This is a genomic window from Kitasatospora sp. Xyl93 (genome assembly GCF_055383135.1).
Genome location: NZ_AP029185.1, coordinates 6,121,846 through 6,136,217, shown reverse-complemented (window position 1 = coordinate 6,136,217; position 14,372 = coordinate 6,121,846). Strand labels below are relative to the sequence as shown.

Below are 14,372 nucleotides of genomic sequence, written 5' to 3'. Positions count from 1 at the left end.
CGGGAGCGTCATGATCGAACACATCGACCGAATGCTGCGGCACCTGCTGATCTCGCGAGTCGACCACCTGACCGACGAGGGGCAGGTACGGTTCGAGCCGCCCGACGAAAACTGGCGGACCTTCGTCAGCACCCTCTCCCACATGGCGCTCAGCGTGTACCTGGTGGAGTTGCGGGAGAACCGGCGACTGCGCACCAACGAACGCTCCCAAACCGATGTCGGGGGCCGGGTGTTCAGTGAGCTCGCACCCTCCCGGATCGACCTGCACTACCTGATCACCGCCTGGAGCCCGTCGGCACCCAACCAGACGATCGAGCCGACTGTCGACGAGCACGCGCTGCTCTACCGCGCCGTTGCCGTCCTGCTCGCTGCCCAGCCGCTGAAGCCGACCGAGATCTACGGCGACCTGCCTTCCAGCTTTCCCTCACTGCTAGCGGACGCCGAGCTGCCGACCGGAGTACTGCCTGGCGACGGTTTCCCCAAGTATGCCGAGTTCTGGGGCACGATGGGCGGCCGACAGCCGTGGCGCCCCGCGATCCACCTCACCGTGACCGTGCCGGTCGCATTCGACGCCGACGAACTCGGCCCGCTGGTCACCACCCAGATTACCGGGCTCGGGCAACCGGGCCCCGCGCGCACCGAGGTCATGGTCCGGATCGGCGGCACCGTGCTGGACACGGCGGGTGCCCCTATCCCGGGTGCCTGGGTGCGCGTCGAGACTCCAAACGGCTCCCCGGTGCATACCACGGAGACCACCGCCCAGGGCCGCTACACCGTCGACCGCCTCGCCGCCGGCCTGTACAGGTTCCGGGTTCGGACCACCAGCCTGGGGGAACGGGTACGTGAGATCGACGTCCCCGGATCAGGCGACGGCTACGATGTCACCTTTGAGTGAGCCCAGTGGGTTTGCACGCTCGGATCACTGATTCCCAAGGAGCTCGGTTCATGTTGAAGCTGCAGGGTCACGGGCTGGCATGGGTTGCGGCTGGGTGCTCGTGCTGGTGGGGGCCGTGATCGGTAGCAGGTGATCGTCTGCCGCGCGACCGCTTCGCCGGAATCGCTCTGCCGGGCCGTAGCCGCCGCGTACGCTCCGTGGGAGGGGCGCGGGAAGGGGACGCTCGTGGCGGATGTGCTGGTGTGGGTGATGCAGCGTCGGGTGGTGCTGGCCGACCGTGCCGAGCGGCTGCGCAAGGAGCTCGCCGAGATCGACGCCGAGGTCGCCCGGTTGGAGGCCGCGGAGGTGGTGTTCGGGCAGTTCGCCGACGCCCAGCGGGCCGGGACGGCCGACGACCCGGCCATGGCCGAGGAGTTCGGGCGGGTCACAACCTCGCCGGGGGCGGGCGGGATGCTGCTGGTCCCGCACCGCGAGGACGGTATGGACCCCAGCACGCTGCCCGCGGACTACCAAGCGATCATGAAGATCGTGACGGCGGCGTCGGAGCCGGTTCCGGCCAAGGATGTCAGCGTCAAGCTCGGCAGGGGCACTGGACCCGGGCAGGTCGAGCCGGTCCGCGACAAGCTCAAGCGCCTGGCGGACCGGGGATGGCTGCACCGCACCCCCGCTGGCCGCTTCACCGCCCTGCCCCTGACTTCCGCATGACCTGTACCGGCTGAATTTCGGCGTAACGCAAGAGCCCCCGGCGGAAGTTGGGGATTCCATGCGAAAGAAAACCAGCCCCGCCGAGGGCCCTGACGGCCTTGTCGGGCCCTGACCCCGGATGTTGGACACGGGGTTATGCGGCTTGGGCGAGTGTAGTTGATGTTGTGCTGAGGGCGGTCTCGTAGGCGATCGGGCTGCGGTATCCGAGGCTGCTGTGGCGGCGGACTGTGTTGTAGCGGTGGAGCCAGCGGAAGAGCTCCAGGCGGGCCTCGCGCTCGCTTGACCAGCTCTTTCGGCCTTGGAGGGTCTCGCGTTTCGCCGTCGCGTTGAAGCTCTCCGCGAGCGCGTTGTCAGCGCTGGACCCGACCGCGCTCATCGACTGCCGGACGCCGGCCCGGCGGCAGGCCTCGGCGAAGACCCTGCTGCTGTACTGGGAGCCGTGATCGGTGTGCATCACCGCCCCGTGCAGGCTGCCGCGGGTCCGCTCGGCCGCGGCCAGGGCGTCGATGACCAGCTCGGCGCGCATGTGGTCGGCGATTGCCCAGCCGGCCAGCCGGCGCGAGCACAGGTCGATCACGGTCGCGAGATAGCAGAACTTGCCGCCGCCGACCGGCAGATACGTGATGTCGCCGACGTACTTCCGGTTGGGCTGCTCGGCGGTGAAGTCGCGGCCGACCAGGTCCGGGGCCTTCGCCGCGGCGGGGTCCGCGATGGTGGTGCGGTGCTTGCGCCGCAGCCGCAGCCCGGCGATCTGGGCGGCGTTCATCAGCCGGGCGACCTTCTTGTGGTTCACGACGTCGCCCTGGTCGCGGAGCTCGGCCGTGACGCGCGGGACGCCGTAGGTGCCGTCCGAGGCGGCGTGGACCGCGCGTATCCGCGCGGTGACCTCGGCGTCCGCGGCCTGCCGGGCGGCGCGGTCGGGGGCGGTGGTCTGCCAGTAGTAGAAGCTGGACCGGGCGATGCCCAGGACCTGGCACAACCGCTTGACGCCGTAGCGGCGCTGGTGGTCGGCAACGAACTGGCAGCGGTTCACCAGCGCGTCTCCCCTGCGAAATACCGGGCGGCCTTGCGCAGGATGTCGCGCTCCTCCTCCAGCTCGCGGATCCTCTTGCGCGCGGCCGCCAGCTCGGCCTGCACCGCGTCAGCGGCCGGAACCGCCGCGAGAGCCCCGGCCGCCGAGTGCGAGGCGGGACGGCGTCCGTCGGCGGTCCGAATCCAGTTGCGCAGGGTCTCGGTGTTCACCCCGAGGTCCTCGGCGACCGACTTGATCGTCGCCCCCGGCCGGGACCGGTACAACGCGACCGCGTCCACCTTGAACTGCGGCGGGTAGTGCTTCATCACCATCTGTGCAGGACTCCTGTCCACCCGGACCATCAAGATCCAAGTGTCTCTGGTGTCCAACATCCGGGGTCAGGGCCCGTCTACCAGTGCCGCCTGGAGCTGTCCAGCGCCACCTTGGATCTGGTCTGCGGCCTGATCCGCGGCCATCTGAAGAAGATCGGCTCGCGCTGGCGAAAGCTGCCGCCCGGGAAGATCGCCCTGATCGTCCTCGCGGTCCTGCGCCACGACCAGCGGCTCTCCGACATGGCGGGCGGCAACGACATCTCCGCCTCTACGGTCCGCCGCTGGCTATTGGAGGTGATCGAACTGCTGGCCGCGCGGGCCCCGCGCCTGGACCGCGCCCTGAGGAGAATCACCCGCACGGGTGGTGTTGTTGTGCTGCTCGACGGCACCTTGGTCCGCACCCGCCGACGCACCGGGGACGAGAACCGGTCGAACTACAGCGGCAAGCACAAGGCCCACGGCCTGCTGTTCCTGGCCCTGACCGACGAGCGGGGCAACCTGCTGTGGATCTCGGCGTCGAAGCCGGGCCGATCCAGTGAGATCACCACCGCCCGCCACAACAAGATCACTGCCCACCTGCGGGACGCCGGCCTGGGCGCCCTGGCCGACCTCGGCTTCGTCGGCCTGGACGACGATCCCGGCGACCCGGTGATCATCACCGGTCGGCGGGCGACGCGCGGCCATCCGCTGACCGCCGCCCAGAAGGAGGCGAACCGGCTGGTCAGCCGCGAACGCGCGGCCAACGAGCACGGCTTCGCCGGCTTGAAGAACTGGCGAATCCTCACCAAAGTCCGCATGAACGCCCGGCACGCGACCACGTTGCTGCGGGCCCTCCTCGTGCTGACGAACACCGAGGTCCAGCGCTGACGGACGATCACCTGCTACCGATCACGGTCCCCACCAGCACGAGTACCCCAGCCGCGACCCATGCCAGCCCCGTGACCTGCACTTTCAAGTTGAACCGAGCTCAATGGTGAAGTTCCGCAGTACCCAGGACAGCAGTCCACGCTGAGGTGTAGAGCTGAGCCATGGGTCAGGCGAAGAAGCGTAAGGAACGGGGCGAGTACCCCACGCAGAACAGTGTGATCATCCGGGCCGCGCGGCCTGGCGAGGAGGAGGAGTTCGCCGGCGTCCTCGCGCTGATCGACCCCGAACACCGGGAGAGTGCACTGGCCACGTGGCCCAGCCGCGACACCACCGCCGCCGGAGTCATCTCGTACATCGGGGCCTATGACAAGGGCCGACCTGTCGGCGCCATCCGCTGCGCGCCGCCGTGGTTCTGGATCAAGGAACAGCTCCAGGACCTCGCGCTTCAGAGGGACGCCGCAACGCGGTTCGCTCATGTCGAAGGCATCGCTGTCGTCCCCGACCGGCGCGGTGAGGGGATCGGCCGGCGCCTACTGGCCGCCGCGGAGAAGCTGTACCGGTCCAAGGGCTACCGGTTCCTGGCTCTGGAGCACGAGCCCGCACTGACCGGGTTCTACGCCTCGTGCGGCTTCCAGTCGGACAAGGCGCTCGTGTGCGCGACCCCCCGATACTACGTTGCGGTGCCCCCGGAGAGGGAGGAAAACCTGGTGGCGTTCAAGAGCCTTCAGGAGGGAATCTCCTACGTCCCTTCGCGTGACGAGGACGCCGTCAAGACCGCCATCGAGGAGATGAAGAGAGACCCGAAGTGAGAGAGTCCCCGTCACAGGCTTCCGGGGCAGGTCGGGGTGCCGCCAAGTCCACTCCGGCCACTCCCCCGCGGTAGCAGCCGCCCCAGCTCCGCGATCTTCGTGCGCGGACGCCAGTCCGCAGACGAGAATCATGCCGTGGATGACGACGCGCTGAGCTCTCAGGACCAGCTTCTACTTCAGACTGTCTACGAGTTGATGGGCCAGCGAGGCTCCTGGCCTACGTTTACGGCTGTCGACCTCAAAGCCGACCGCGAACTCGGGATCGAGGACGCCCAAGCGGCCCTGGTCGCGATCAGCTCTCGCTACATCGCCGGGCCGTGGCATGCGCATGGGTACTCAGACAACGACGAGGTACGGCTCACCCTCCGAGGAGTGGCAGCTTGCAAGGGCGGCACGGACGATCTGACTCGCCTGAGCGAGTTCGTCAAATGGACTGTGGAACTGGAACAGAAGAGCTCTGCCAATCCCGAGAAGGAACTCGTCGCCGCAAGTCTGGACTTCGCCGCCCACCTGGCACTGCCTCTGAGCTCACCTGGTGGCGAGTCTGTTCCCCCGGACAGTCAGGTCGCGCAGGCACGGGAGCTGATGGGACGTCTGTTCGTACTAGCAGATCTGCTTCCACAGCTGTGGCGGGGGAGCGGCAGGCAACCAACCAGCCCTTGGCAGTGGCAGTTCAGCGTGAACAGGCGAGGGACTCGGCCGTATCGAAAGATCCGTGGAGTTGACGATCTACTCGACTTCGCAGGCAACGACAGCACCGACGGGAGCCGGCTCCCCGAGCTGCTGGCGCCAAGGGCTGCTTCCCTGGCAGGGGCCGACGAGCCTGTGCTGCCAGCCGCAGGAGACGGGGAGTTGGCCGTCCATCTGACGCTTCTGCGTCCGGAGGTCGTCGAAGTCTGCGCCGACCTGTTGAAGGCGGATCGCTTCGACGACGCCATCTTTGCCGCTTTCCGGCGACTCGAGCACGAGGTGCAGCAGCGGACCGGCAGCCTCGCAATCGGCAACGAGCTCGTCATGGCCGCGTTCAAGGAGAAGAAGGACCCGATCCGCATCTCAGACCGGGAGCGGGACGCCGATCGCCTCTTCGAGCTCTTCGCAGGAGCGATCGGACTGTTCAAGGGCGACCGCTCCCACAAGGACCGCCCTTTGCTTCCCTGTCGGTCACGGCGCGAGTGCTTGCGGATCCTCGCGCATGCGAGCTCGCTGCTGGACCTTCTGGACCGTGATGTCGATCGAGCCCCGGCGGTCCGGGGGTACCGCCACGATCAAGGGACCACGCTCACGTTGTGGGTCGAGCGGGCCGGCAGCCAGGTGGAGGTCTGGCTGGATGAGAAGTACAAGCTCGACAAGATCAGTTACCAGACGGGCACACTGACCGTCGACGTGGCCGGTGTGCCCGCGGGGGAACATCGGATTCACCTGGTGGACGGAACTCGCCAGGGGTCTGCCCATGTGGTGTGGATCACTCTCGCGCCGGGCCAGTCGAACTGGTACCGAGTAGTTGAGGTAAACATTCCGCTCTTCGCGGATGCGACCGGGAAGCACCAACTGGATCTGGCGGGCGTGCGGCTGGCGACGCTCGAAGCGGGGGTGCCGGGCGAGCGGATCGTGGCGACGCGGGAGACCTACCAGGTTGGCCACTATGTCGCCTGGCATTGGGCCGCATCCGACCATGCCGTAGGAGCAGCCTGGGTGCGCAACCGGCCTGGTGACCCGCTGCGCAAGGTGTGGGACGACAACGGTGTCTTCGATGGCCAGCCGGTTGCCCCTGCCCACCCCGAGCGCCTCATGAAGATCAGCATCGAGCCATCGCACCTGCTGCTGCGCGGCAAGAGCAGGACTCCCCTACGAGTGATGGGGCACTTCACCGACGGCACCGCAACCTGGACCGCCCCGGTCGATGACCCCCAGGTCGAGTCCAGCAATGAGAAGGTCGCAATCTTCAAGGGAGGAGCGGTCTTCGCCAAGGAGCCCGGCAATAGCGTGCTCCGTTGCCTCCACGGCGGATGCACCGCAGAGGCGAGCCTGGAGATCGCGGCCCACCCGAGCGGCACCGTCACCACATTCCTTTCCGGTCTGCCCCCGGTGGCCGGCGTCGCCTGGACTCCCAAGGGGCTAGTGGTGAGCACGCGAGGCCAGGAGTTGTGGCGGGCCGGACCAGACGGCGTCTACCGCATGGTCGCCGCAGTCCCCTCTCGCCTTCTGCACAACCTCGGGACCGATTCCATGGCCGCCCGAAGCGACGGGGAACTCGCCGTTCGGCTTGTTGATCGCCCGGGGATTCTGGTGCTCCACCACAGCAGCGACTACGGCAGCAGCAAACTGATCAGGCTCTCGGGAGGGCCCGCCGGCACACCGATGGCGTTCGCTTGGGACGAAGACGACCTGATCGTCGCCATGTACACCGGCGCGCTTCAGCGGGTAAGGATGGACGGCACTTCCACGCCGCTCGGCTCTGTGCCGGGCCAGCCCATCGCCCTGTCGCACGCGGATGGCTTGCTACACGTGCTGTGTTCCCCCGATGCAGCGGATCCGCCCCACCAGCGCCGGAACCGGCTGTGGAACGTCTCGCTAAAGGCGCCGGACAGTGATCCCGTAGACCTGCTGGAAGGCCAGACTCTGGTCGGATTGAGCGGGGTGGCCTGGAGCCACGAAGGGATCCTGCTCAGCGACTTCGAGACAGGCAGGCTGCTCCGCCTCGAGAACAGGCGGATCAGGAAGGTGGCCGCCGGACTCAAGAACCCGAGTCAGCTCGCGGTCTCTGAGTCGGGAGACATTTACATCGCCGAGTTCGGCGCAGGCGCTGTACGGCGCGTCCTGGCGTGACCGCCTGCCCAGCAGGCGGTTGAGGTGATCGATTCCGCGGCGAGGCTGGTGGGTAGGGGCGCTACTCCGAGCCCACCAGTCTTCGGATCGTGCACGGGCTGCACGCTTTTTGCGTAATCTAGGTCGCTGCGACTCGATCAGCGGATGGGCACGCTCGCGTGCGGTGGACGGATGGAGCATATGGACGAGCGGCTTCGGGATCTTGCCCGACGGTCCCCGAACTTCGGTGTGCTCTTCCAGTACCAGCCTCTGCTCGCGCTCTACGGCGCCCTGGCAGAGGCAACCGTCTTCACCAATCCCAACGCAGCTCTGGTCCAGGCCGGCCAGTTCGGTGAGGTGCTGACGGAGGAGCTCGTCACCAGGGTTGGCCTGCGGGTCGAGGGTGACCGGCAGGTCGATCGGCTGGACGCCCTTACTCGCATCGGCGCGCTTACCCCTCAGGTGCGTAACGCCTTCGACGAGCTGCGCAGGGGGAGGAACCGCGCAGCGCACCAGCACCTGTTCGACACGGTCCGCGCGCTCAAGGCCGTCGAGACCGCTTACGAACTGGGCAGCTGGTTCCACCTCTCGGTCTCCGGCAAGCGGACAGTCACTGCCTTCGTCCCCCCGACTGCTCCCACGGCCGACCAGGGCGTCACAGACCCTGCAGAGATCGCGAAGGTTCACTCGGAGCTGGAGAGCTACCGTCGCGCCCTCGCGCTGTCCCGGACGAGGCTGGCGGAAACCCGGCAGGAGCAGGTTAGGGCCGAACAGCGTGCGCAGGATGAGGCCGCGAAACTGGTCGAGAGTGCTGCGGCCAGTCGCGCCGAATTGGCCTCGCGGCTCGAGCAGCTCGAGCGCGAGATCGCCGCACTTCGCAAGGCTCAGCAACAGGACTACGAGCAGGCTCGCAGGCAGCCGACGCCGGTCGCGCGCGCGGCGCGCGAAGCGATCGTGGAGCGGGCGCAGAGGCCCAAGCCGCTGAGCGAGGTCCAGGCTCGTGAGGTCATCGACCAGATGCTCCTCGAAGCGGGCTGGGTGATCCAGGATCGCGAGGACCTCAATCCACTTGCGGGCCGCGGCGTGGCCGTCCGTGAGTTCACCGTGGCCACGGGACGCGCCGACTACGTCCTATACGTCGACGGTTCGATCGTTGGCGTCGTCGAGGCCAAGCGAGAGGGCGAGGTACTGAGCCGGGCCTTGGCCCAGAACGATCGCTACGCTCGCGGAGTCCTCAAGGAGTTCCGGCTCGCCGTGTGGCGTGAAAGCGAGCCGTTCGCGTTCCGCTATGCGACAACGGGCGCGGAGACCTACTTCATCAACCGGATCGATCCGGAGGCCCGCTCTCGGCAGGTCTTCACCTTCCACCGGCCCGAAACGATCTCGGCATGGATGCGGCGTGCCGACGAGCAGCCGCATACTCCGACCCTGAGGGCTGGCTTCCGCTCCATGCCCGCGCTGGAAACTGGGGGTCTTCGGCCGGCCCAGATCGAGGCGATCACCGGACTCGAGAGCTCACTCGCTGCGGATCGCCCACGAGCGCTGATCCAGATGGCCACCGGCGCCGGTAAGACGTTCACCGCGGTGACGGAGGTCTACCGGCTGCTGAAGTACTCGCAGGCCAAGCGAGTGCTGTTCCTGGTGGACCGGAACAACCTCGCCAAGCAGGCGCTCGCCGAGTTCCGCAACTACACCACCCCGGACGACGGCCGGAAGTTCTCCGAGCTGTACGGGGTGGATCGGCTGGGCGCGGCCGGGCTCCAGGAAACCTCCTCGGTGGTCATCGGCACCATCCAGAAGATGCACTCGCTGCTGCGCGACCAGCCACTGATCGACGACGACGCAGCGGATGACCGCGAGGATCAGACCGACGACGCCTTCGAGAGCGGCCGGCCGATCGACATCGCATACAACCCGGCCGTGCCGATCGAGTCGTTCGACCTCATCGTGGTCGACGAATGCCACCGCTCGATCTACGGACTGTGGCGAGGCGTCCTGGAGTACTTCGACGCCCACCTAGTCGGGCTCACCGCCACTCCCACACCGCAGACCAAGGGCTTCTTCGACCAGAACCTGGTCTCCAGCTACTCCTTCGCCAAGGCAGTCGCCGACGGCGTCAACGTCGACTTCGACGTGGTGGAGCTGCTAACGGACGTCCACAAGGAGGGCTCCACCATCGAGGCGGGGACCACGGTCCCCATACTCGACCGGGCGTCGCGGCGGCGACGGTTGGAGGAACTCGAGGACGACTTCGCCTACTCGGGCCAGCAACTCGGCCGCACGGTCATCGCCGAAGATGACATCCGCACGGTCCTGCAGACCTACCGGGACAACTGGCAGCGCTGGTTTCCCGGCCGCCAGGATGTCCCCAAGACCCTGATCTTCGCGGTCAGCGAAGCGCACGCGGAAGAGGTACTGAAGCAGACCAGGGAGGTCTTCGGGCGCGGCGACGAGTTCGCCGCGAAGATCACCTACAAGAGCCGGGAGAATGGTCAGAACCCGGATGAGCTGATCAACGACCTGCGCAACTCGCCGCGCCTGCGAATCGCCGTGACCGTCGACATGATCGCCACGGGTACCGATGTGCGCGCGCTCGAGTGCGTCATCTTCCTCCGGTCGGTCAAGAGCGCAGTGCTGTTCGAGCAGATGAAGGGTCGAGGCGCACGGTCGATCGACCCGACCGAGCTCAGCGAGGTCACCCCAGGCGCAGACGAGGCGTTCCCGCCCGTGGTGAAGGACCGGTTCCTGCTCATCGACGCTGCGGGGGTAACCCAGACGCAGCTGGTGGAAGCCAAGCCGCTTCCCACAGCTCCCGGGATGTCACTGCAGAAGCTGCTCGATAGGGCGGCTTCCAAGGCAATCACCGCCGAGGAGACCGAGGTGCTGGCGCGACGGCTGAGCCGCCTGAGCAAACAGCTCACGAACGAACAGCACGAGACGATCGCCCACGCCGCAGGCGGCGTCACTCTGGTGACCATCACCGGGTGGCTGAGCAATGCTTGCGATCCGGACCGCCAGGAACGGATCATGCAGGAGCAGGGACCGGCAGCAGCGCGCCAAGAGATCCTTGGGGCGATCAAACCGCTGGCCAACGCCGAGCTCCGCAAGGTCATCATGGGAATACGGCGCCAGGAAGATCTGACGATCGACGAGGTGACCGTCGCCACCATCACCACCCTCCGTGAGGTGCCCCGCGAGGAACGCGCACAGAAGTACGTCACCGACTGGCACACCCTCCTGGACAGCCGCCGTGACGAGCTGACGGCGATCGAGATCGCCCTCGGACAGAAGCGGGTGGCCCCGGACGCCGCCTATGCTGCACTCCGGGAACTCGCCGCGTACATCAAGCGCCCGCAGTACGACTGGACTCCTCAGATACTGTGGCAGGCGTACGAGGACCTGGGCCGTGCCGTCTCCCAGAACGGCAAAGCGGCGGGCATCCCGGACCTGATCTCGCTCATCCGGTACGAGCTCGGCGCCGAGAGCGAGCTGCGGCCCTACCGAACCTCGGTCGAGGAACGATTCGCCGGCTGGCTGCTACGCCAGCGGCAGGCCGGGGCAAATTACAGCGAGGATCAACTGTGGTGGCTGCAGCGGATCTGTGACCGCGTGGCCAGCGACGTTGGTGTCGAGGTGGAGGCTCTCCGACATGAGCCTTTCACCGAGCGCGGAGGCAGCCGTGGCTTCATCGCCGCGTTCGGCGGAGACGCCGGGTCGGCACGCAAACTCTTGACGGAACTGAACCAGGAACTGGCGTGAGCGAGAACAGTAACCGGAAGCCTCTGCCGCAAGGCTGGGCATGGACGACGCTGGCGGATGTACTCAGTCAGGAACTGATCAACGGACGCTCCGTCAAGACCCTTGCGGGCGGGTTCCCTGTTCTGCGCCTTACCGCGCTGAAGGCCAATGGCGTCGACACAGCAGAACAGAAGGACGGCGCCTGGACGGAGGACGAGGCGTTTCCGTATCTGGTCGAGGAGGGTGACTTCCTCGTCAGTAGGGGAAACGGCACTCGAAGCCTCGTCGGGAGGGGAGCGCTCGTCCGCTCGGTCCCTTCACCAGTGGCATTCCCCGATACGATGATCAGGATTCGCACGAACCCGTCCATTATCCTCCCGCAGTATCTCAAGTACCTGTGGGATTCCAAGCACACTCGCGATCAGATTGAAGGCGCGGCAAGGACGACTGCTGGAATCTACAAGATCAACCAGAAGATTCTTGAGCGGGTCAGTATCCCGCTCCCGCCGCTTGCGGAACAGCGCCGAATTGTCGAAGCCCTCGAAGACCACCTCTCTCGACTCGACGCGGCTGAGGTATCCGTCAAGCAATGCTCCACCCGTCTCCGGAGACTGCGTGACACGGTATCGAATCCGACCTTCGGATACACTGTGGGCGCGGATGCAGACGCAGCTACCGCCCCTTCCCCTGCTGGCACCATCGACGGTGACCTGCCGCGCGTCCCATCTGAATGGCGTTGGAGCCGCCTGGAGGATGTGGCCGAGGTTGTCGGCGGTGTCACCAAGGACAGTAAAAAGCAGAGCGACCCTGACCTGCCCGAAGTCCCCTATCTCCGAGTCGCCAACGTCCAGCGTGGCCGGCTGGACCTGGATCAGGTCTCCCTGATCAGGGTGCCGCCAAAGAAGGCCGAGGCGCTGGCACTTCAGTCCGGTGACGTTCTCATGAACGAGGGTGGAGACCGCGACAAGCTCGGCCGTGGCTGGGTCTGGGAAGGGCAGGTCCCAGGGGCCATCCATCAGAACCATGTGTTTAGGGCCCGAGTGTTCGCTGGTGAGATCGATCCCAAGCTCCTGTCTTGGTACGCCAATAGCTCAGGCCTCTGGTTCGAGCGCAACGGCAAGCAGAGCGTGAACCTTGCGTCCATCAGCCTGTCGAAGATCAAGAAGTTTCCATTGCCCGTTCCGCCCGAGGGTGAGCAGCAGCGAATCGTTGAGCGTATCGAGGACGACCTTTCGGTGATGGACAGTGTGTTGGGGCTGGTCGAACGATCCGGCCAGCGGTCCGCGTCGCTCCGCCGCGCTCTGCTCGTTCGGGCCTTTTCCGGCCGACTCGCTCATCAAGATTCCAACGACGAACCCGCACATGCTTTGCTCGCCCGCGCCGCGGCCGAGCGCGCGGCCAACACCGCAAAGACCTCTCGCCGACGTGCCCCGCAGCGCAGTCGCACCGCCACCGCTCAGCAGGAGTTCGACGTATGACCACCGCCGCTACCCCCCAGACCAGCGCACTGGTAGCCAAGCTCTGGAACTACTGCAACGTGCTTCGTGACAACGGCTTGTCCACCATCGAGTACGTCGAGCAGCTCTCGTATCTGCTTTTCCTGAAGATGGCCGACGAGATCGCCAACGACCCCTTCGCCGACGATCCCTCCGCAGCGCGCATCATCCCTGCCGGGTTCGACTGGCAGGCACTCGTGTCCAAGACCGGCAGCGCCCTGGAGGAGCAGTACCGCAACACTCTCACTGAGCTTGCCAAGCAGCCCGGCACAACTCTCGGCACGATCTTCGCCAAGGCGCAGAACCGAATCACCGAGCCCGCGCTGCTGCAGAAGCTCGCCGTCGACCTGATCGGCGCTCAGGACTGGACCGGCACCGGCACCGACCTCAAGGGCGACGCATACGAAGGCCTCTTGGCCAAGGGCGCCGAAGACACCAAGACTGGTGCCGGCCAGTACTTCACACCTCGTGTGCTGATCGACGCGATGGTCGAGGTCACCCAGCCCACGCTCGAGGACACGATCACCGATCCGGCGTGTGGCACTGGCGGGTTCCTCATCGCCGCCCGCCAATACATCCGCAAGCACTACGGCAGCAGCATGTCCCGAGAGCAACGGCTTGCCCTGGAGAGCAACATTTTCGGCACCGAGCTGGTGCCCGGCACAGCCCGCCTCGCTGCGATGAACATGCTGCTTCATGGCATCGGCCACAGTGACGGCCCCTCCCTGATCAAGGTAGAGGACGCCCTCGCTCAGAAGCCATCGCGTCACGCATCGCTCGTCCTTGCGAACCCGCCCTTCGGAAAGAAGTCCGCGATCACTGTGATCGGCACCGATGGGAAGTCCGAACGCGAGGACATCTCCTACGACCGAGACGACTTCCGCGCCAGCACCACCAACAAACAGCTCAACTTCCTTCAGCACATCATGTCGCTGATGGCCATCAATGGCCGAGCGGCCGTCGTTCTGCCGGACAACGTCCTCTTCGAAGGTGGAGCCGGTGAGAAGATTCGGCGCCGCCTGTTGCAGGACTTTGACCTCCACACCATCCTGCGGCTGCCCACTGGCATCTTCTACGCCGGAGGCGTGAAGGCGAACGTCCTGTTCTTCGACAAGAAGGCTCCGCGGGCCGACGGCAAGCCCCACACCACCACGACCTGGGTCTACGACCTGCGCACAGCAAAGCACTTCACTCTGAAGACACGGCCCCTGCGCCAGGCCGACCTTCAAGAGTTCGTGGACGCATACCTGTCGGGCAAGCCTCGCACCGAGCGCACAGAGCTGGAGTCGGGGCGCTTCAAGCCCTTTACGTACGACGAGTTGATGGCACGTGACAAGGTCAATCTCGACATCACGTGGATGAAGGATCCGGCGCTGGACGACGCGGACAGCCAGCTGCCGCCGGGAGTGATCGCCCAAGAGATCGTGGAGGACCTGAAAGCGGCGCTGGCCGAGTTCGAGGCCATTGCCGAAGCCCTCGGCGTGGACCCGGATGAACTTGTCGACGAGGACGAAGTAGCAGAGGCCACCGGCTGACGCGAGCCCGTCACGGCCCTGCGGTGGTCTGACCGACGTCAGGGGCGACTGGGCGCATCAGTGCCCAATGTTCCAGTCCTCCCCGGCGAGTTGATCTTCCCGGGAACATGGCAAGAGGCGGAATACCGGGCCCCCTCATTCGATTGGTCTCCTCGTACGATCGTGCGAAGGGGGATCG

Annotated in this window: 9 protein-coding genes; 8 read left to right on the top strand and 1 reads right to left on the bottom strand. The window is 66.2% G+C overall.

Annotation, left to right across the window (positions count from 1 at the left end; translation table 11 throughout):
• Nucleotides 1–10: 10 nt before the first annotated feature.
• Entirely contained in the window at nucleotides 11–895 is an 885-nt protein-coding gene (locus tag ACZ5GH_RS27195) for a Pvc16 family protein (protein ID WP_464335508.1), read from the top strand.
• Between the two features lie 225 nt (nucleotides 896–1,120).
• Entirely contained in the window at nucleotides 1,121–1,600 is a 480-nt protein-coding gene (locus tag ACZ5GH_RS27190; protein ID WP_464335507.1) for a hypothetical protein, read from the top strand.
• Nucleotides 1,601–1,733: 133 nt separating this feature from the next.
• On the opposite strand, the gene ACZ5GH_RS27185 is transcribed toward ACZ5GH_RS27190, so the two are convergent.
• Nucleotides 1,734–2,944, bottom strand: a protein-coding gene (locus ACZ5GH_RS27185) for an IS3 family transposase (RefSeq protein WP_464334099.1) whose coding sequence is annotated in 2 segments (ribosomal slippage) — nucleotides 1,734–2,650 and nucleotides 2,650–2,944 — 1,212 coding nt in all. Because the reading frame shifts where the segments join, the coding sequence is not laid out codon by codon here.
• 111 nt (nucleotides 2,945–3,055) lie between these two features.
• Here ACZ5GH_RS27185 and ACZ5GH_RS27180 point away from each other — a divergent pair.
• The 6 genes from ACZ5GH_RS27180 to ACZ5GH_RS27155 all read left to right on the top strand — a co-directional run bounded on the left by ACZ5GH_RS27180 (nucleotide 3,056) and on the right by ACZ5GH_RS27155 (nucleotide 14,194).
• Nucleotides 3,056–3,811, top strand: coding sequence for a transposase family protein (locus ACZ5GH_RS27180; protein ID WP_464335506.1), 756 nt, complete (start codon nucleotides 3,056–3,058; stop codon nucleotides 3,809–3,811).
• Nucleotides 3,812–3,972: 161 nt separating this feature from the next.
• Nucleotides 3,973–4,620, top strand: a complete 648-nt coding sequence (locus tag ACZ5GH_RS27175; RefSeq protein WP_464335505.1) for a GNAT family N-acetyltransferase — start codon at nucleotides 3,973–3,975, stop codon at nucleotides 4,618–4,620.
• Between the two features lie 135 nt (nucleotides 4,621–4,755).
• A complete protein-coding gene (locus ACZ5GH_RS27170) occupies nucleotides 4,756–7,446 on the top strand; it encodes a TIGR02391 family protein (protein ID WP_464335504.1) in 2,691 nt (896 codons plus the stop codon).
• A gap of 144 nt (nucleotides 7,447–7,590) precedes the next feature.
• Nucleotides 7,591–11,184 carry a type I restriction endonuclease subunit R gene (locus ACZ5GH_RS27165; protein WP_464335503.1) on the top strand — a complete coding sequence of 1,198 codons (3,594 nt, stop codon included), beginning with the start codon at nucleotides 7,591–7,593 and terminating at the stop codon, nucleotides 11,182–11,184.
• Nucleotides 11,181–12,641 carry a restriction endonuclease subunit S gene (locus ACZ5GH_RS27160; RefSeq protein WP_464335502.1) on the top strand — a complete coding sequence of 487 codons (1,461 nt, stop codon included), beginning with the start codon at nucleotides 11,181–11,183 and terminating at the stop codon, nucleotides 12,639–12,641. The genes ACZ5GH_RS27165 and ACZ5GH_RS27160 overlap by 4 nt, the downstream gene beginning before the upstream one ends.
• Nucleotides 12,638–14,194 (top strand): type I restriction-modification system subunit M, encoded by a 1,557-nt coding sequence (locus ACZ5GH_RS27155; protein WP_464335501.1) that lies wholly within the window; start codon nucleotides 12,638–12,640, stop codon nucleotides 14,192–14,194. The genes ACZ5GH_RS27160 and ACZ5GH_RS27155 overlap by 4 nt, the downstream gene beginning before the upstream one ends.
• The last annotated feature ends 178 nt before the right edge of the window (nucleotides 14,195–14,372 follow it).

Bases quoted from the DNA above. Each gene is read 5' to 3' on its own strand.
- ACZ5GH_RS27195 (WP_464335508.1), top strand. From the start codon at position 11: ATGATCGAACACATCGACCGAATGCTGCGGCACCTGCTGATCTCGCGA.
- ACZ5GH_RS27175 (WP_464335505.1), top strand. From the start codon at position 3,973: ATGGGTCAGGCGAAGAAGCGTAAGGAACGGGGCGAGTACCCCACGCAG.
- ACZ5GH_RS27165 (WP_464335503.1), top strand. From the start codon at position 7,591: ATGGGCACGCTCGCGTGCGGTGGACGGATGGAGCATATGGACGAGCGG.
- ACZ5GH_RS27155 (WP_464335501.1), top strand. From the start codon at position 12,638: ATGACCACCGCCGCTACCCCCCAGACCAGCGCACTGGTAGCCAAGCTC.